General features: G+C 64.1%; 15 protein-coding genes. 4 read left to right on the forward strand and 11 right to left on the reverse strand.

From position 1 onward, the window contains the following. Positions 1-16 precede the first annotated feature (16 nt). Together flgA and OQE56_RS13745 are read right to left on the reverse strand one after the other, a co-directional pair. Positions 17-706 carry a flagellar basal body P-ring formation chaperone FlgA gene (gene flgA, locus OQE56_RS13740; RefSeq protein WP_267225148.1) on the reverse strand — a complete coding sequence of 230 codons (690 nt, stop codon included), beginning with the start codon at positions 704-706 and terminating at the stop codon, positions 17-19. Then, positions 703-2,010: a methyl-accepting chemotaxis protein gene (locus tag OQE56_RS13745; RefSeq protein WP_323748583.1), complete on the reverse strand. Its 1,308-nt coding sequence runs from the start codon at positions 2,008-2,010 to the stop codon at positions 703-705. Before OQE56_RS13745 ends, flgA begins: the two co-directional genes overlap by 4 nt. Positions 2,011-2,188: 178 nt before the next feature. Between OQE56_RS13745 and OQE56_RS13750 the strand changes: the two genes are divergently transcribed. Next, positions 2,189-3,121: a chemotaxis protein gene (locus tag OQE56_RS13750; protein ID WP_267225150.1), complete on the forward strand. Its 933-nt coding sequence runs from the start codon at positions 2,189-2,191 to the stop codon at positions 3,119-3,121. Between the two features lie 1,050 nt (positions 3,122-4,171). Here the strand turns inward: OQE56_RS13750 and polA are convergent. Next, a complete protein-coding gene (polA, locus tag OQE56_RS13755; RefSeq protein ID WP_267225152.1) occupies positions 4,172-6,943 on the reverse strand; it encodes a DNA polymerase I in 2,772 nt (923 codons plus the stop codon). Between the two features lie 169 nt (positions 6,944-7,112). Between polA and OQE56_RS13760 the strand changes: the two genes are divergently transcribed. Both OQE56_RS13760 and OQE56_RS13765 read left to right on the forward strand, forming a co-directional pair. Beyond that, on the forward strand, positions 7,113-7,613 hold the full coding sequence (locus tag OQE56_RS13760; RefSeq protein WP_267225154.1) for a DUF2782 domain-containing protein: 501 nt from the start codon (positions 7,113-7,115) through the stop codon (positions 7,611-7,613). 39 nt (positions 7,614-7,652) lie between these two features. Then, on the forward strand, positions 7,653-8,084 hold the full coding sequence (locus OQE56_RS13765; RefSeq protein WP_267225156.1) for an EamA family transporter: 432 nt from the start codon (positions 7,653-7,655) through the stop codon (positions 8,082-8,084). Here the strand turns inward: OQE56_RS13765 and OQE56_RS13770 are convergent. Beyond that, entirely contained in the window at positions 8,081-8,791 is a 711-nt protein-coding gene (locus OQE56_RS13770) for a glutathione S-transferase (RefSeq protein WP_267225158.1), read from the reverse strand. The genes OQE56_RS13765 and OQE56_RS13770 overlap by 4 nt on opposite strands. Before the next feature lie 83 nt (positions 8,792-8,874). Then, a complete protein-coding gene (locus OQE56_RS13775; protein WP_267225159.1) occupies positions 8,875-9,753 on the reverse strand; it encodes a LysR family transcriptional regulator in 879 nt (292 codons plus the stop codon). A gap of 93 nt (positions 9,754-9,846) precedes the next feature. On the opposite strand from OQE56_RS13775, the gene OQE56_RS13780 reads away from it, so the two are divergent. Next, entirely contained in the window at positions 9,847-10,857 is a 1,011-nt protein-coding gene (locus OQE56_RS13780) for a bile acid:sodium symporter family protein (protein ID WP_267225283.1), read from the forward strand. 1,034 nt (positions 10,858-11,891) lie between these two features. On the opposite strand, the gene purH is transcribed toward OQE56_RS13780, so the two are convergent. The 6 genes from purH to accC form a co-directional block, all read right to left on the reverse strand. Then, a complete protein-coding gene (gene purH, locus OQE56_RS13785; protein ID WP_267225161.1) occupies positions 11,892-13,502 on the reverse strand; it encodes a bifunctional phosphoribosylaminoimidazolecarboxamide formyltransferase/IMP cyclohydrolase in 1,611 nt (536 codons plus the stop codon). A gap of 147 nt (positions 13,503-13,649) precedes the next feature. Then, complete coding sequence (locus tag OQE56_RS13790; protein ID WP_267225162.1) at positions 13,650-13,937, reverse strand: helix-turn-helix domain-containing protein; 288 nt, start codon at positions 13,935-13,937, stop codon at positions 13,650-13,652. A 286-nt stretch (positions 13,938-14,223) separates the two neighbouring features. Then, complete coding sequence (locus tag OQE56_RS13795; protein WP_267225164.1) at positions 14,224-15,015, reverse strand: zinc-ribbon and DUF3426 domain-containing protein; 792 nt, start codon at positions 15,013-15,015, stop codon at positions 14,224-14,226. Positions 15,016-15,103: 88 nt separating this feature from the next. Next, positions 15,104-16,003 (reverse strand): 50S ribosomal protein L11 methyltransferase, encoded by a 900-nt coding sequence (prmA, locus tag OQE56_RS13800; protein WP_267225166.1) that lies wholly within the window; start codon positions 16,001-16,003, stop codon positions 15,104-15,106. 72 nt (positions 16,004-16,075) lie between these two features. Then, positions 16,076-16,441 carry a hypothetical protein gene (locus tag OQE56_RS13805; RefSeq protein ID WP_267225168.1) on the reverse strand — a complete coding sequence of 122 codons (366 nt, stop codon included), beginning with the start codon at positions 16,439-16,441 and terminating at the stop codon, positions 16,076-16,078. A 46-nt stretch (positions 16,442-16,487) separates the two neighbouring features. Then, positions 16,488-17,852, reverse strand: coding sequence for an acetyl-CoA carboxylase biotin carboxylase subunit (gene accC, locus OQE56_RS13810; protein WP_267225284.1), 1,365 nt, complete (start codon positions 17,850-17,852; stop codon positions 16,488-16,490). Positions 17,853-17,867 lie beyond the last annotated feature (15 nt).

A 17,867-nucleotide genomic window follows, 5' to 3' on the forward strand; every position in this document is an offset into this window, starting at 1 on the left:
TCCGTACGGTTCGGGGCTATGGGAGGGCAATGACCTCGCCCGGGGCGGTGACCATGGCGTCGACCACCTTGCCTGAGCTGCCGTTGCGCACCCGCAGGCGCGAACCGCTGTCGCCGCCGCCCAGCGCAATGCCACTGGCACGCACTTCGATGCCATCAAGGCGGGAGATCAACTGCACCTGGTCGCCGGCTTTCACCGCGCTGCGGCCGCCAAGGGCGCCCGGGGTGAGCACGCTGCCTGCGCCGAGGGCGCGCGACAGCGTGCGCCCTTCCAGGTCATGCATGTCGCTCACATAGCCGTAGCCCAGGCGGGTGATGTCGCGTTCTTCGCTGCGCACATCATCCGTACGCACGCCGTCGCCACGCTGTAGGGGGCGAACCACCACCAGCACCTGCCGGAACACCTGCAGCTGCACGGGGATGCGAATGGTCCAGCCGTCCGCGCCGGGGCAGCGCACGGTGACATTCATGCGGGGCATCAGACGCGTGCCTTCCTGCAGGCCCGCGCTGAGGGGCGCGGGGCAGGGCGCGAGCTGCATGCGCGGATCAACCGCAGCAGCCTGCGCCACCACGCGGCTACCCGGCGTGCCGTATTGGCTGCGCAGCCATTGCTCGGCCAGCGTGCGCGCCGCCTCGGCCGGCTCCGCGGCGTAGGCGGGCAGCACGAGGGCGCACAGCAACAGTGCGACCAGCGGACGTAAGGTCATAGATCGGAAAGCAGCACGTTGAGTTGAGCCAGCAGCGTTTCGCGCTCGCTTTCCAGTTGCTGCACCAGCTGACTGGCCTGATCGAGCTGGCCGTCGCACAGCAGGGTGGCAAAGGTGCTGCCGTGTTCGCGCAGGCGTGTGCCGGCGGCGGTCAGCGCGCTGGCCGCCGGGTGACCGGCGCGGCCTTCGGTAAGGCGCTGCAAAGTACGGTTGAGTGCCTGCGTGTCGAACCAGCGGCGATCGAGCGCGGCCGGCTCCTGCAGCGCCAGTTCCATCGCCTGGCGCAGACCCTGCGCGGCTTCGCGCACGGTGAGGCTGAGGCTGGCCGGATCGGAACCGCTTTCGGTTTCCAGCCAGTCGAGCGCAAGGCGATGCGCGAGCAGTGCGGCTCGGCTCAGCCCCTCGGTCTGGCGGCTGGCCTCCGCGGAACGGCGATGCCAGGCGCCGAGCGCGGCCTGCGCTGCTACCGCTCGGGCGTGCTGGGCATCCTGATTCTTGTGCATAGTGCTGACGCGCTCGCCGATCTGACGCAGCGCTTCGCCGCTGTCCTGCAGCGAGGTTTCGGTTTGCGCCAGGCCGCTCTGCGCGCGTTCGAGGCGCTGCAGACCCTGCTGCACATCGCCGTCGAGTTGCTGCGAGAACTCGCCGATGGAGCCGGTGACCAGCTCGATTTCACCAGTCGCCTGACTGGTCTTCTCGGCCAGCTGCTTCACTTCATCGGCCACCACCGCAAAGCCGCGGCCCGCTTCGCCAGCGCGCGCGGCTTCGATGGCGGCGTTGAGCGCCACCAGATTCGTCTGGTGCGCAATTTCCTGCACCACGCCGGTGAGCTTGCGGATCTGCGCCACTTCTTCGGCGAGCTTGCTCTGATTGCGATTCATCGCGGAGAGGGCCGTGCGCAGCAGGCGCAGCTGACCATCCAGTTCGCTGACGCTGCGCTCGCTGGCTTCGCCGGTTTGACGCGCGTAGTCCAGGCCGGTGGCGACCTGCTGCAGTGATGTCGAGATTCCGGCGCTGCCATCCGTCAAGCGGCCGACGTCGTCGCGGCTTTCCTGCGCCGACTGATGCATGGCCGCCTGCTCACGAGCCAGCTGTTGAGCCGAGCTGAGCACCAGCCCCTGCTGCTCCAGCGTCTGCAACGCCACCGCGGCCGGTGGCTTGGTGGTCAACGCCGCCGCCAGCAGCGGTGCCAGCGCTTTCGCGGCACGTGGGTTGCGGGCGGACAACTGCGCCACCCGCGCCTGGTCGCCCGCCGCGGCGGCGTGCGCAAGCTCGGCTAGGTGCTGGCTCCAGATCAGACTCATGGGTGGATCTTTCCTTCCAAAAAGGGTCGCCCCGGGCATCGGCGGGGACTGCCGGAACTTGAGAAGCAAGCGACGTGCCACGTGTCACAGGGGGCAACGATGCGCTCGTTCAAGCTGACGCCGGGCTGGCCGATACGTGGGCGTAACCTGCGGCAAAGCCGCCAAGCGAGGAGTCCGCATGAGCGGCGCGTGGATGGATAAGGTGGAACAGCAGACCCGGCTGGCCGGACACAACCGCATTGCGATGCTGTTGTTCCGCATGGGTGACGAACAGCTGTTCGGTATCAACGTATTCAAGGTGCGCGAAGTGATGCGCCGGCCGCCACTGGAACGCATGCCCGGTGCGCTGCCATTGGTGGCCGGCAGCTGCGATTACCGGGGCATGACCATTCCTGTGATCGATCTGGCGGTGGCGCTGGGTTATCCGTCGTTGCGTGAGGAGCCTTCCGCGCACCTGATGGTCACCGAGTTCAGCCGCACGGTGCAGGGTTTTCTGGTGGCCGAGCCCCAGCGGCTGGTGCATTGCGAAGGCGAAGCCATGGCGGCGCCGGCGCCTGCGCTGGGGTTTGGCACTCGCGTCAATGCGGTGACGCGGGTGGGCGGCGCACTGGTGGCGGTCGTCGACGTGGAGCAGGTTCTGGCCAGTCTCAATGCGACGCCCACCGAATTGTCCGCGCCGATGCAGCGCATCGCGCGCGTGCACGATCTGCAGCCGCGCCGCGTGATGGTGGTGGACGATTCGTTGGTGGCGCGCAATCAGCTGGTGAATCTGTTCCGCCAGATGGATGTGGAATGCATCGTGGCGCAGGACGGCAAGGAGGCGCTGCAGCGCCTGGAAGAGCTGGCGCAGGTGCCGGACGACGATGGCGTGACCCTGGTGGTGTCGGATATCGAGATGCCGCGGATGGATGGCTATGCGTTGACGCGGGCAATTCGCGAAACGCCGAAGCTGCGTTCGTTGAAAGTGGTGCTGCATAGTTCGATCAGCGGCATTTTCAATGAGGCGATGGTGCGCGAGGTGAATGCGGACCGCTTTGTGGCGAAGTTTCAGCCGGATCTGTTGGCGCAGACGGTGTTGGAGTTGATGCCGGAGAGGTTTGAGCAGTTTTGAGGTTTTGGGTTTGAGGTTTTGCTGCCGAGTGCTCGGTAGTCGAGCTCTTAGCTCCCTCTCCCCTCCGGGGAGAGGGTTGGGGTGAGGGGCGGGTGCTCGCGGTGGCGTTTCTATCCCTCACCTTTGTTCTTTCGCCCTTATGGACGGTGCGGCGACCTGGCTCGCCTGCGGCGGGCTTCCGCTGTCCTGCCGGACAGCGGGTCACTTCTCTTTGCGTGGCCAAAGAGAAGTAACCAAGAGAAAGGCCACCCCGATGGCGCGCCTTCCGGGCTTGCAGCCCGGAAGGTACGCGGGCGGGTTACGGGGTTTTTCGACAGGACATCCCTGTCCTGTCGAAAAACTGGCCGGCATTCGTGCCGGCCACCCTTCGGGCTATTCCTCCACCCGCCCGCCGCGCTATAGGGGCCCGGAGGTCAAGAGCGAAAGCCAGAGCGGCGCGCGACGCGCGCCAGAAGCCAAGTGCAGAGCCAAAGCCAAAGCCAAAGCCAAAGCCAAAGCCAAAGCGAAGAGCCTCCATGCAAACGCGCACGTTGAACATGCATACGGCTTCGCCAAGTGCGATGTGTCGCGTGAGCGGCACGAGCCTGAAGCTTTTGATCTGAGGGGCCCCTGTGCGGCGGTGAGGGTTGGACGATCAGGCCCGCAGGGGGATCGGCATGGATGCCGATCCCTTTTCGTCAGGGCAGGATGCCCTGTCGAAAAGCCCGGCCGACCCTCACGGACTTGCCGGGCTATCAGCCCGGCAAGCGCCAAGCGGGGTGCTCTTTCTTTTGGTTACTTTTCTTTGAGCAAGCAAAGAAAAGTGACCCGGCGATCGGCAGATCGTCGGAAGCCCGCCGCAGGCGAGCCAGGGTGCCGGAACGGACACAAGAGCGAAAGTCACTGGATGACCAGCCTTCGGCTGTTGTGAAGCGCTTCCCGCTTTCGCGGGGATGACGGTGAGGGGAACTAACGGTACCGCGAGCACCCACCCCTCACCCCAACCCTCTCCCCGGAGGGGAGAGGGAGCTAAGAGCGTGCGCGCCTCATGGGCGCAAGCCACCCAACCCTTTAATGAGCCTCATCCCAATTCGCCCCCACCCCCGCCTCCACCAACAACGGCACCGAAAGCTTCGCCGCCCCCGACATCCGCTCAATTACCCCTGCACGCACTTCCTCCACCACATCCTTGCGCACCTCGAACACCAGTTCATCGTGCACCTGCATCAGCATGTGCGCATCGTCGCTGCGCTGCTTCAGCCAGGCGTGCACGGTAATCATCGCGCGCTTGATGATGTCGGCCGCAGTGCCTTGCATGGGAGCGTTCACAGCGGCGCGTTCGGCGCCTGCGCGCAGGGCCTGATTGCGTGCAGTGAGGTTTTCCAGGTACAGGCGGCGGCCAAACAGGGTCTGCACGTAACCGTCGCGGTGGGCCTGTTCGCGGGTGGCTTCCATAAAGGCGTGCACGCCGGGATAGCGCGCGAAGTAGCGGGCCATGTAATCGCTGGCTTCGCCGCGGTCCACGCCGAGCTGGCGGGCGAGGCCGAAGGCACTCATGCCATACATCAGGCCGAAGTTGATGGCCTTGGCGGCACGACGCTGGTTGGTGCTGACGTCTTCAGGCTTGAGGCCGAACACCTCGGCGGCCGTCGCACGATGGACGTCGCCACCTTCATGAAAGGCTTTGAGCAGGCCTTCATCACCGGAGAGATGGGCCATGATGCGCAGCTCGATCTGCGAATAGTCGGCGGCCAACACCACCCAGCCTTCCGGCGCAACAAATGCCTGACGAATACGCCGGCCCTCTTCGGTGCGAACCGGGATGTTCTGCAGGTTCGGATCGGACGAGGACACGCGCCCGGTAGCCACCGCTCCCTGGTGGTAGCTGGTGTGCACGCGGCCGGTGCGGGGGTTGACCATCTCGGCCAGTTTGTCCGTGTAGGTGGAGCGCAGCTTGGCGAGGCCGCGGTAATCCAGGATCAGGCGCGGCAGCGGGTGGTCGTCGGCGATCGCTTCCAATGCTTCTTCGTTGGTGGAGGGCTGACCGGTCGGTGTCTTGACTTTGATGGGCAGGCCAAGCTCGTCGAACAGGATGGCTTGCAGCTGTTTCGGCGAATCGAGGTTGAACTCGCGGCCGGCGCCTTTCCACGCTTCCTGCTGCAGCTCAAGCATGCGCTTGCCCAACTGCTGGCTCTGTTTGCGCAACTCGTTCACGTCGATCAGCACGCCGCGCTGCTCCATCGAGGCAAGCACGGGGACCAGCGGAATCTCGATGGTTTCGTAAACCGAACGCAGCGCGGGGATGCTTTCCAGCTTGGGCCACAGCGCGTGATGCAGGCGCAGGGTGATATCCGCATCTTCGGCGGCGTACCGGCACGCCGTATCGAGATCCACTTGTGAGAACGGAATCTGCCTGGCGCCTTTGCCGGCGACTTCTTCGTACTTGATGGTGTTGTAGTCGAGGTATTTCTTCGCCAGCGAATCCATGTCGTGGCGCGTGGCCGTGGCATTCCATATGTACGACTCGAGCATCGAATCGTGCTTGAGACCCTGCAGCACGATGCCGTAGTGCGACAGAATGTTGATGTCGTACTTGGCGTGCTGGCCAATTTTTGGACGGTTGGCGTCTTCGAAGAACGGCTTGAGCGATGCCAGCACGTGATCGCGCGGCAGCTGTGCAGGCGCGCCCGGGTAATCGTGGCTCAGTGGAACGTAGCAAGCCTTGCCCGGTTCAATCGACAGGCTGAGGCCGACGATGTCGGCCAGCATGGAGTCGATGGACGTGGTTTCGGTATCGAAAGCCACCAGCGGGGCAGAGGCGATCTTGGTGAGCCAGTCATCCAGCTGTGCCTGCGTGGTGACGAGTTCGTACTGGCCGGCCATCGACAGGTCAGGTGCATTCTGATCTTTCGGTGGGAGCGCACTCTGTGCGCGACTGGCTTCCGCCGACGCGCCCGGTGTGCCCGGGTCGCTCACAGGGGTAGCGCCTGCAGAAGTGCCGTCGGCATTCAGGTCCTTCAGCGCCGCCTTGAATTCGTAGCACGTGAACAACTCACGCAGTTGGTCGACATGCCGTTCGTGCAGCAGCAGGGAGGTGACCGGCTGTTCCACGGGCACATCGGTCTTGATCGTCACCAATTCGCGCGACAGCGGCAGCTGCGGCAGCGCTGCGCGCAGGCTCTCGCCGATCTTGCCGCCCACCTTGTCGGCGTTAGCCATCAGGTTGTCCAGCGTGCCGTACTCGGCCAGCCACTTGGCGGCGGTCTTGGGTCCGCACTTGGGGACGCCGGGGACGTTGTCGACGGTGTCGCCGGTGAGGGCGAGGAAGTCGACGATCTGCGTCGGCTCCACACCAAATTTCTCCATGACACCGGCGCTGTCGGTGGTGGTGTTGGTCATGGTGTTGACCAGCGAGATACCCGGGCGCACCAACTGGGCCAGATCCTTGTCGCCGGTGGAGATCTCCACCTCGATACCTTGCGCATGGGCCTGCTCGGCCAGCGTACCGATCACATCATCCGCTTCCACGCCACTGATGCGCAGAATGGGAAAGCCCAGCGCGCTGACGATGGCGAGCATCGGATCGACCTGCGCGCGCAGGTCGTCGGGCATCGGTGGGCGGTTGGCCTTGTACTGGTCGTACAGCGCGTTGCGGAAGGTGGGCCCCGGCGCGTCGCTGACAAACGCGACGTACTCGGGCCGCGCTTTCAGCGTGGCGCGCAACATGTTGACCACACCGAACAACGCGCCGGTCGGCTCGCCCTGCGAATTGCTGAGCGGCGGCAGCGCGTGGAAGGCGCGATACAGGTATGAGGAACCGTCGATAAGGATGAGTTTGGCCATAGGACATTCTCGCATGCGCCCGGTAGTGGCGCGGGTGAGGGCCGTTCAGGCTTGTGGTGCACGCGTGAGTCACCTGCCGCGTTACCCACATCAGGTGAGTCATATCATCGCTTCACAAGCGGTGCGGATTGGCGCTGCTATGCTCAAGACTTACCAGGAGGCCGTCTACATGAAATCCGTTGCTTTGTTTACTGTTTTGGGTGTGGCGGTCGCGTCGAGTGCGTTTGCCCAGTCGGCCAGCCAGTTTCCGCCGGCGCCGCCGCCGCCGGGCATGAATGATCCGGGCGTGAAGGTTGTGCCCCAGCCGCCGGCGCCTGCACCGGCAGCCAAGTCGTCATCCAAATCGTCTCAGGCGCCGTCCGCCGATACGGCTGCGCCGCTGAGCCAGTCGTCGGCGTCGTCTTCGCAGCCGCCGCGTGACGCTCGTGGCGATGCGCCACCGCAGGTCACGGTGCGCACCGAAGGCGACCAGACCGTCCAGGAGTACCGCCGCAGCGGTCAGCTCTACATGGTGGTGGTGACGCCCAAGAGCGGTATCCCGCAGACCTATATGGTCGACCAGAAGGGTGCCTGGACCAACCAGAACGGCGAGCCAGTGAAGCCGGTGATGTACAAGGTCATGGAGTGGGGCAAGAGCAAGCCCGCCCAGGACCAGGACAATGGCGGCTGATCATCCGTCCGGCATGACGCCGATGCCGGAGGCGTTGGCATGAACCCGCGCGAAAGCTGGCTGCTTTTTGCGCTGGGTTCGGCATTCTTTGCGGCGCTTACGGCGCTGTTCGGCAAGATGGGCGTGGCGGGTATCAACTCCAATCTCGCCACCTTCATCCGCACCATCGTGATCCTGCTGGTGACTGCCGGCATCCTCAGTTTGCGCAATGAATGGGCGCGGCCCTCCGGGTTGCCGACAAGCAGTTGGGTGTTTCTTGTGCTCTCGGGTATCGCCACCGGTCTGTCGTGGCTGTGTTACTACCGTGCGCTGCAGCTGGGTCCGGTGAGCAAGGTGGCGCCCATCGACAAGCTCAGCGTTGCCATCGCTATCGTGTTGGGCGTGTTGTTGCTCGGTGAGCAGTTGAGCTGGTCGCTCGTGATCGGCGGCGGGCTCATCGTGGCCGGAGCTATCGTTATTGCAGTGTTTTAGGTTTCATCCAGTTCCGCGTAGTGGCGGAAGATGCCGTCCTCGTTGAATGGTATGCGCCGTGGGGACGCAAGGTAGGCGGCGATGTTGGGTCGGTCGCTGACGCGATCACACAGTGTGCGTAGGCGTGTTGTGCGGCGGCGCAGCCCCTTCATGGTGTGGGGGAAGGCGTAGGTCAGGCCGGCCATGAGCTGGAACAGCGACAGATCCACATAAGAGTTGCGACGCCCGATGGCGTGGCGCCCGTCGCCACGCGTCAACACCTGCTCGAAATAGCCGAGGTACTTCGGTATACGTTGCGTACAAAATGCAGCAGCGCGTTTGCGTGCCTCGGCGCGTTGTTCTTCGTAATACTGCTCGACCGAGATCGGGTGATGCGTGTCGTGCGCTTCCGCCACGATGTCGGTGACGGTCTGCTGCAACTGCGCGGCGTAGATCTGGCTCGTGGCGGAAGCGGGCACCAGACCATGCCGAGGCGCAAGAAAAGCGAGGATGTTCGCCGTCTGTGCGATCACCTGTCGGCCTGCGCGCAAGATGGGCGGCGCAAATGGCAGGGCGCCGGGATGCATCCCGCGCAGAAAAGGCATGATGACCGGGTCGCCCTTCTCACGGGCCACATCGGTATATGCCGCGCCTGCATCCTCTAGCGCAAGCCGCACGAATTCGCCGCGGCCCTGGATACCCGTCCAGTAGTAAAGCTCGTAGCGCATGACGGAAGCCCTCCTGGAAAATGGACGAGGCTAGGCGACGCGCATTCAAGAAAGCGTGAGTTGCCGCTCCTACAAGGGACTAGCTAGCTGCTCGTCAGCGCGCGCAGACGCTCCCACACCAGCGCCGCCAACGGCGACAGTGCGCGCTGGCGCCGCTTGATCAGTACGACGTCGCGTCTTTCCTGTGGCGTCAGCGGGCGCGTTACCAGCGTCGATGGCGGCGGTGACAGCGCGGGGCTCACGCTGATGCCCAGCCCAGCCTCGACCATGCGGAACGCCGTGAGCGTATGGCCCGTCTGTTGAACGATATTGGCTTCAATGCCCCGGCTGGACAGTGCCTGATCGATAAGGCGGCGGCTGCCGGAGGAATAGTCCAGCAACACCAGTGGCTGGCCTCTCAACTTGCGCCACGGCACGCGCTCGAGCTTTGCGAGGGGATGATCGGGCCGGCACACGAGCACGAAGGGGTCGCGCAAAATCAGCTCGCTGTCGAATTCGCCCGTGGCCGGTGGTGCGATAGCCAACCCGAAATCGACCTCGCCGCCACGAACGCTGTCGAGCACCATCGTTTGCGCCTGATCGTGCAGCTGGATGGTGAGTTCGGGATATCGCGCCGCGCAATCGGCAATGCACTGCGGCATCAGTCCGGCCGACAAGGTGGGTACCGAGGCGACATGCACCTTGCCACGCCGCCGTTCGCTTTCGGAATGGACGTGTGCAAGCACGCCTTCCAGCTCATCCAGCACGCGGCCGATGGCGCTTTCCAGCGTGCGGCCCGCGTCGGTGAGCACCACCTCGCGCGTGTTGCGATCGAACAGCTTCAGCCCAAGCTCCGCCTCCAGCTCGGCAATATGGCGGCTCACGGCCGGCTGGCTCAGGTGCAGGCTCTCGGCCGCGCGCCGGAAGTGCTGCTGCTGGGCCACGGCGAGAAACACGCGGAGCTGGCGCAGGCTGATATTCATACGAAAAGTGTATCAATGAATCCGATAATGCGAATGGATTTATGAGTGGCCCGGCGTTCCAATAGCGGCTCCCGAACGTTGCCCCTTCCCGTCATGTTCCTGCGCCGCTTTCTTCCTGACCGCTTCACCTGTGCCCTGATCGTTACGGTGGCGTTGGCCAGCGTGCTGCCCTGCCGCGGCGTGGCGGCAGGCGTGTTCGAGGTATTTACCGACGCCGCCATTGCGCTGCTGTTTTTCCTGCACGGCGCCAAGCTCTCGCGCGAGGCAGTGGTCGCCGGGGCTACGCACTGGCGATTGCACCTCACCGTGTTGGCCAGCACGTTCGTGTTGTTTCCCGTGCTTGGTCTGCTGTTGCGCCCGGTGCTCTCGCCGCTGGTCACGCCGGCGCTGTACGCAGGTGTGCTGTTTCTGTGCACGTTGCCTTCCACGGTGCAATCGTCGATTGCGTTCACTTCGATGGCGCGCGGCAATGTGCCGGCGGCTATTTGCGCGGCTTCTGCGTCAAGCATGCTCGGTATCTTCGTGACGCCCATGCTGGTGGGGGTGATGCTTGAATCGCACGGACAGGGTGCTATGTCGTGGTCTTCCGTGGGCACCATCGTGCTGCAACTACTGGTGCCTTTCGTGGCTGGCCAGGTCGCGCAGCGCTGGATCGGTGGGTGGGTACAGCGCAAGCGCATCGTGCTGTCTTATGTCGATCAGGGATCGATTTTGCTGGTGGTCTATACCGCGTTCAGTGCAGCGGTGTTGCAGGGGCTCTGGAAGCAGTTGCCGCTATCGGTACTGGGTGGTTTGCTGGTGGTCAACGCGGTGCTGCTGGCGGTGGCGTTGCTGATCACGCGTTATGGTGCGCGAGCGCTGGGCTTTGATCGCGAAGACGAAATCACCATCGTGTTCTGTGGCTCGAAGAAGAGTCTCGCCAGTGGTGTGCCGATTGCCAAGGTGCTGTTTGCGGGGCATCCGCTGGGCACCCTTGTGTTGCCGATCATGCTGTTTCATCAGATGCAGCTGATGACGTGTGCGGTGTTGGCGCGCCGTTATGCGGCGAGGCCGGTGGAGTTGAAATGTGATGTGGTGGAGGAGGGGGCGCAGGTGGTGCGCTGAGGTGGGTTTTCGCCATTTTTGTGGGGCGGTGTTGTCCCGAGCCGCATGGCGTTGCGATCTACTCCCTCTCCCCTGCGGGGAGAGGGTTGGGGTGAGGGGCGGGTGCTCGCGACGCGGTTGAAACCCCTCACCGTCATCCCAGCGAAAGCTGGGATCCAGTGACTTTGGCTCTTACACGGTTGTCGCGATACGGCGACCTGGCTCGCCTGCGGCGGGCTTCCGACCTCCTGCCGGAGGCCGGGTCACTTTTCTTTGCTTGCCCAAAGAAAAGTAACCAAAAGAAACGGCACCCCGGATGAGGCGCCTTCCGGGCTTCGCCCTCCAGGTGCGCGGTCGGGTTGCGGGGTTTGTCGACAGGGCATCCTGCCCTGACGCCAAACTGGCCGGCATCCATGCCGGCCACCCTGCGGGCTATTCCTCCACCCGCCCGCCGCCTCATACGGGGACCCGAACGTCCAAAGCCTAAAGCCGACGGCTCGTGCAGCTGCGCTGCACATCGCGCTGGTAGAGCGCGTTGCTCCTGGCTCACTGCAGGTGGGCACGCCGCTTAGCAGCGAGTTCTCCACGATGGCCGGGACGCGTAGCGCCCTCTTTACCCAGCCCCTGCGGTCGGGAAGCGTAGCGACCACCTGCTTTAAGCCCTCTCCGCGACGGCGCGTTGCGAAGCGCTTGGAAGTACCCGCTGTGTAGCGGCGGAGGTTGCCAAGCAACAAGGCACCTCGAGCGTTCGGGCTTATCCCCGCGCAATGCTGCCAGCTCTTAAGGCCATTTTCTTTGGGTTACTTTTCTTTTGGGCCAGCAAAAGAAAAGTGACTCGGCCTCCGGCAGGAGGTCGAAACGCCCGCCGCGTAGGCGGCACGCTGGCGGTAGCGCCTCGCTCAAGGCCAAGAGCAAAGTCACTGGATGACCAGCCATTCGGCTGTTGAAAAGCACCTCCAGCCTTCGCTGGGATGACGGTGAGGGGATTAAACGCAACCTCGAGCACCCACCCCTCACCCCGACCCCCTCCCCAAAAGGGGAGAGGGCAAACGCGATCAGTGGCGGAAGTGGCGAATGCCAGTGAACACCATCGCCATGCCATGCTCGTCAGCCGCAGCGATGACTTCCGCATCACGCATCGAGCCACCCGGCTGAATCACCGCGCTGATGCCCGCAGCGGCGGCAGCATCGATGCCGTCGCGGAATGGGAAGAATGCGTCGGAAGCCATCACGGAGCCACGCACCTCCAGCTTCTCGTCGGCGGCCTTGATGCCGGCGATCTTCGCGCTGTACACGCGGCTCATCTGGCCAGCGCCCACGCCGATGGTCTGGCGGTTCTTCGCGTACACGATGGCGTTGCTCTTGACGTACTTGGCCACCTTCCACGCGAAGATCAGGTCGTCGATCTCCGCCGGAGTCGGTGCGCGCATGGTGACGATCTTGAGGTCTTCAGCCTTGACCATGGCGCGGTCGGCCGTCTGGATCAGCAGGCCGGAGCCGACGCGGCGCGAGTCGTTGCCCGGATGCGCCTTGGCCAGGTCGCCGTCGGCCGGCGGCGGGATTTCCAGCACGCGCACGTTGGCCTTCTTGGCGAAGGTCTTCAGTGCGTCGTCTTCGTAGCCTGGTGCCAGCACCACTTCCACAAACTGGCGGTCCACGATGGACTTCGCCGTGGCCGCATCGACCACGCGGTTAAAGGCAATGATGCCGCCGAAGGCGGAGGTGGGGTCGGTCTGGTAGGCGAGGTCGTAAGCGCGGCCGATGCCGTCCAGGCTCACCGCCACGCCGCAGGGGTTGGCGTGCTTCACGATCACGCAGGCCGGCTTGGTAAAACTCCGTACGCATTCCCATGCGGCGTCGGAGTCGGCGATGTTGTTGAACGACAGTTCCTTGCCCTGCAGCTGGCGGAACGTCGCCAGCGTGCCCGGCGCGGGATACAGATCACGATAGAACGCCGCCTGCTGATGCGGATTCTCGCCGTAACGCAGATCCATCATCTTCACAAAACGGCCATTGGCCTGTGCCGGGAAAAGGTCATGGCCGGCAATGGCGTCGAAGTTGTCGTTGAGCTGCAGCGCGGAGAGGTAATCGCTGATGGCACCGTCGTAGTTCGACACGCGGTTGAACGCGGCGACGGCCAGCTTGAAACGCGTGGCGCGGGTAAGTCCGCCCTTGCTTTCAATTTCTGCGAGCGCTTCTTCGTACTGGTCGGGCGAGGTGAGCACGCCGACGTCATTCCAGTTTTTTGCGGCGGAGCGCAGCATCGCCGGGCCGCCGATATCGATGTTCTCGATGGCGTCTTCCAGCGTGCAGCCGGGCTTGGCCACGGTCTGCTCGAACGGATACAGGTTGAGTACCAGCAGATCGATGGGTGCGATGTCCAGCTGCGTCATCACCGCATCGTCGGTGCCGCGGCGACCGAGCAGACCACCATGCACCTTCGGATGCAACGTCTTGACGCGGCCATCCATGATTTCGGGGAAGCCGGTGAGTTCGCTCACGTCCTTTACCGGGATGCCCGCATCGCGCAGTGCCTTGGCGCTGCCGCCGGTAGAGAGCAGTTCTGCGCCGGCCTTGTGCAGGCGCTGACCCAGTGCAATCAGTCCAGTCTTGTCCGACACGCTGAGCAGTGCGCGGCGAATGGGGGTTACGGCAGAGGCAGACATGGCAGCTTCCAGAGCGGGGAAGCCGCACATTATAGCGGGCTGGCGCCGATTCGTCGGGAACCGCGGTGATGAGCCGCCTGGATGGCTAAATGCCGGAGTGTGTGGCGCCTGGCTGCATGGGCAGCCAGGCGCGTGCGGCAGGTTTTATTACAGCAGGCCGTGTGCGGCCAGCTTTTTGCGCAGGGTGGCGCGGTTGATACCGAGTACGGCGGCGGCGCGGCTCTGGTTGCCGTCATGCCATGCCAGCACTTCGCGCAGGAGGGGGCCTTCGACTTCGCGAATCACAAGCGCATGCAGGCCCTCGTCGCACTCCGTGTCGCCGATGTCGGCGAGGTAACGGCGTACGGTACGACTGACGCATTCGCTCAATGCGCTCTGCGACGAAGTCTCTTTCGAAGACTCGTTGGCAGGCAGTCTCACGGCATTCACGGGCATTTCCCCTCACGTTCTAACACAGCAGCTACTTAGGCCACTGCAATGTTTATGGCAATACCGCGGGCGGCGGCTCGCATGGAACGCCGGGTGCAGCACAAGACGAAGGAGCGAGTTTACCCTCGCGTGCCGATAATTTTAAGTCCCCGCGCCATAGGCCGTTGTCATGAGGGGGTGTCCGGGAAATGTCCTATGGACAAAAGCGGCCGCCAATGGCATGGCCTATGCCTGCCAGCTTGCCGGTGGCTTGCGTGGCCGCCAGCCAGGTGCGTCTGTTTGAAATGGACGGCTATTCGAAACTGAATTCAAACGCGACGGCCTTGCCGGCCGGATCTTCCACTTCAAGCATCAACGCCGCGCTGCCGCCGGGTGACAGCCCGCGTTGCAGTGCGGCGTTGTCACCCAGGTACTCGCTGGGACGCAGCCTGCGCATGGCCAGCCGTTTGCCATCGGCATCGGAGAGGGTGATCGATACCACCGGGTAAGGCTGGGCAAACGGCGCATCGTTGCGCAGGTTGGCCGTGATCAGCAGGGCACCAGGCACGGAAGGGTGCGCCTGTACGTCACGGGCCACCATGCTCAGTCGCGAGGTGTCCTGGACCAGGGGTAGCTGGCAACCGAGGCTGGTGCAGATCTGGCGCAAGATGGGACCGATCGTATCGTCGCTGATCAGTACATCGCGCTTGGCCCAGGCCAGCTGTGCGGCCAGCGCCAGCAACAGCAGCATCGTGGCCGTTATCCACGGCCAGCGGCGGCCTTTGCGCTCTTTGCCGCGAGCGAAGCGCGGCGCCACCACCAGATTGTCGAACTCTTCGATGGCATCGCGATGGGCCGGTACCACTTCTTCGACGGCCGGCATCTCTGCGGGCGGCCGGTAAACGGCCAGGTCAAGCTTTGGCGGCAGATCGGGCTGGCGCGATGGGAGGTGTTGGAACGGCTCTGGCGGCAGATGATCGCTGAGGCTCTTCAGCGCATCGAATGTCGCCCGGCAATGGCCGCACACGACTTCGCCGCGCGCTTGCGCAAGCGTTTCCGTATTCAGCGAGAACACGGTGAGGCAGTCGGGACATTGGGCGTACATGCAGGCCGCTGGTGTCGAACTGTCGGCAAGACTAGTGCACGGGCGACGACAAATCACCCGCGCCTATGCGCAGTTCGTGAACAGGCGCTCAGCTACGGCGTCTGCCGCTGATGCGTACCCAGTCTTCGAGCGTGTCCACGCGCAACTCGTCGAACCATTCGGCGTAGCGCGTCAGCAATTCTTCTTCCTGGCCCTTCAGGATGCCCGAGATGGCAAACGGTGCGCCGGGTTTTGCGGCGGCGGCAAACGTGGGCGCGAGCTCGCCCAGCGGTCCGGCAAGAATATTGGCGATGAACACGTCGGCGGGTTCGGCGTCGATGTCTTCAGGCAGGAACAGCGCGAGGCGATCATCTACCTCGTTGCGCTCGGCGTTGTCGGCCGATGCGGTAAGCGCCTGCGGATCGTTGTCTACGCCGACAGCGCTGGCGGCGCCCAGTTTGAGTGCGGCAATGGCAAGAATGCCCGAGCCGCAGCCGTAGTCGACGAGGCTCTTGCCCGTGAGGTCCAGGCTATCCAGCCAGGCCAGGCACAGCGCCGTGGTCGGATGGGTGCCGCTGCCGAAGGCCAGGCCGGGATCGAGTCGCACTACGACCGTATCGTCATCGGCGGGCGGCTCGATGTTCCACGGATAGATCCACAGCCGGCGTCCGAATGGCATCGGCTTGAACTGATCCATCCACGCGCGCTCCCAATCCTCGTCGGCGATGTCGCGGAACTGCATGTGATCCGGTTCCAGCCACGGCAGCAGTTCGCCCAGCGCTTCGCCCAGGCCGCGCCGGTCGGTATCGGCATCGAACAGCGCATTGAGCGTGATGGTCGGCCACAGCGGCAGCTCGCCCACGCCGGGCTCGAAGATGGCTTGCTCGTCCGGCGTTTCGGCGTCGGCGTCCTGCAGCGTGATCGAGAGCGCGCCGAGATCGTCGAGTGCCTCCTCGACGCGAGGCTGCTGTTCGGCGCGGACGGTAAGCGAGAGTTCGAGCCAGGGCATGGGGCGTTCCTGCAAAGAAGGCGGTTATTGTCGCCGATGTGGGTCGCACCGGGTGCGCTCCCACAGGAGCGGTTACAGGGACTCGGGTGGGACGCCGAGAAAACTGTCGTGCCGACGGTAATGATCGAGCGCGAGGGCGAAGTCGCCAAGGGTGGATGCTGGATCGCGCCGGCGCTGCACAAACAGCACCTCGGCGAAGTCCGCCGCTTCGAGGAAATGAACCAGATGATGTTGGGCTGCGAACGGCGGCAGGGCTTCGCCGTGGTCATCGATCAGCGAGTCGTCTTCGTCCGCAACGTGCGAGAGATACACGCGGCACGTGGGCTCGGTAATTTCGCCCTGGATGTACACCCACGCGTAGCGATCCCAGCCGTCGCCTTCGTCGAAGGCGTCGGTGATCGCTGTGATCGCTTCGCTGAGAGTGAGTAGTTCTGACATCAGACAAACGTACCGGCGGGCCGTGGCAGCGGCCCGCCGGCCGGAATCAGCCGTGACCGGCCTTTTCTTTCTGTTCGGCCATGCGCTTTTCCAGGTAGTGGATGTTCTGTCCACCCTGTTGGAAACCCACGTCGGCCATGATCCGCTGCTGCAGCGGGATATTGCACTTCACGCCTTCGATCACCGTCTCGGCGAGCGCCAGGCGCATGCGCGCAATGGCGGTTTCGCGATCCGGGCCGTGCACGATCAGCTTGCCGATCATCGAATCGTAGTTCGGCGGAATGCGGTAGCCGTCGTACAGGTGGGTGTCCACGCGCACGCCCGGGCCACCTGGGGCCTCAAAGCGCTTCACCGTACCCGGCGAGGGCAGGAACGAATCCGGATCTTCCGCGTTGATGCGGCACTCGATCGCGTGACCGTGGATCTGGATGTCTTGCTGCTTGATCGACAGCTTTTCGCCGCCGGCAATCAGCAGCTGCTCGCGCACCAGATCGATACCGGTGATGAGTTCCGTCACCGGATGCTCCACCTGGATACGGGTGTTCATCTCGATGAAGTAGAAGCGGCCGTCCTCATAGAGGAACTCGAACGTACCCGCGCCGCGGTAACCGATGCGCAGGCACGCATCCACGCACACCTTGCCGATCTGCTCGCGCAGTTCCGGCGTGATGCCCGGCGCGGGAGCTTCTTCCACCACCTTCTGGTGACGGCGCTGCATGGAGCAGTCGCGCTCGCCGAGATGAATGGCATTGCCCTGGCCGTCGGCCAGCACCTGGATTTCCACGTGGCGCGGATTTTCCAGGAACTTCTCCATGTACACCTGATCGTTGCCGAAGGCCGCCTTGGCTTCCTGCTTGGTCATGGTGATGGCATTGCCCAGATGCGCTTCGGTGCGCACGACGCGCATGCCGCGGCCACCACCGCCGCCGGCGGCCTTGATGATCACCGGGTAGCCGATGTCACGCGCAATGCGCACGTTTTCTTCGACGTTGTCGCCGAGCGGGCCGCCCGAGCCAGGTACGCACGGCACGCCGGCGGCCTTCATGGCGCGGATCGCTTCCACCTTGTCGCCCATCAGGCGAATCACCTCGGCGGTCGGGCCGATGAAGATGAAACCCGACTGCTCCACCTGTTCGGCGAAGTCGGCGCGCTCGGAGAGAAAGCCGTAACCCGGGTGGATCGCCTGGGCGTCGGTGATTTCCGCAGCGGCAATGATGCGCGGGATGTTGAGGTAGCTGTCTGCCGACGGTGCCGGGCCGATGCAGATCGACTCGTCAGCCAGGCCGACATGTTTGAGGTTGCGGTCTGCGGTGGAGTGCACCGCCACGGTCTTGATGCCAAGACTGTGGCAGGCGCGCAGCACGCGCAGGGCGATTTCGCCGCGATTGGCGATAACTACTTTTTCGAGCATGGGCATGACAGGTCA

The organism is Dyella silvae, assembly GCF_026421305.1.
Taxonomy (GTDB): domain Bacteria; phylum Pseudomonadota; class Gammaproteobacteria; order Xanthomonadales; family Rhodanobacteraceae; genus Dyella; species Dyella silvae.

Excerpts from the sequence above, each read along its gene's own strand:
- purH (WP_267225161.1), bottom strand. The coding sequence starts at position 13,502 with ATGTCTGCCTCTGCCGTAACCCCCATTCGCCGCGCACTGCTCAGCGTG.
- OQE56_RS13780 (WP_267225283.1), top strand. The coding sequence starts at position 9,847 with ATGTTCCTGCGCCGCTTTCTTCCTGACCGCTTCACCTGTGCCCTGATC.
- OQE56_RS13770 (WP_267225158.1), bottom strand. The coding sequence starts at position 8,791 with ATGCGCTACGAGCTTTACTACTGGACGGGTATCCAGGGCCGCGGCGAA.
- flgA (WP_267225148.1), bottom strand. The coding sequence starts at position 706 with ATGACCTTACGTCCGCTGGTCGCACTGTTGCTGTGCGCCCTCGTGCTG.
- accC (WP_267225284.1), bottom strand. The coding sequence starts at position 17,852 with ATGCTCGAAAAAGTAGTTATCGCCAATCGCGGCGAAATCGCCCTGCGC.
- OQE56_RS13760 (WP_267225154.1), top strand. The coding sequence starts at position 7,113 with ATGAAATCCGTTGCTTTGTTTACTGTTTTGGGTGTGGCGGTCGCGTCG.
- OQE56_RS13795 (WP_267225164.1), bottom strand. The coding sequence starts at position 15,015 with ATGTACGCCCAATGTCCCGACTGCCTCACCGTGTTCTCGCTGAATACG.
- polA (WP_267225152.1), bottom strand. The coding sequence starts at position 6,943 with ATGGCCAAACTCATCCTTATCGACGGTTCCTCATACCTGTATCGCGCC.
- prmA (WP_267225166.1), bottom strand. The coding sequence starts at position 16,003 with ATGCCCTGGCTCGAACTCTCGCTTACCGTCCGCGCCGAACAGCAGCCT.
- OQE56_RS13775 (WP_267225159.1), bottom strand. The coding sequence starts at position 9,753 with ATGAATATCAGCCTGCGCCAGCTCCGCGTGTTTCTCGCCGTGGCCCAG.
- OQE56_RS13790 (WP_267225162.1), bottom strand. The coding sequence starts at position 13,937 with ATGCCCGTGAATGCCGTGAGACTGCCTGCCAACGAGTCTTCGAAAGAG.
- OQE56_RS13745 (WP_323748583.1), bottom strand. The coding sequence starts at position 2,010 with ATGAGTCTGATCTGGAGCCAGCACCTAGCCGAGCTTGCGCACGCCGCC.
- OQE56_RS13805 (WP_267225168.1), bottom strand. The coding sequence starts at position 16,441 with ATGTCAGAACTACTCACTCTCAGCGAAGCGATCACAGCGATCACCGAC.
- OQE56_RS13750 (WP_267225150.1), top strand. The coding sequence starts at position 2,189 with ATGAGCGGCGCGTGGATGGATAAGGTGGAACAGCAGACCCGGCTGGCC.
- OQE56_RS13765 (WP_267225156.1), top strand. The coding sequence starts at position 7,653 with ATGAACCCGCGCGAAAGCTGGCTGCTTTTTGCGCTGGGTTCGGCATTC.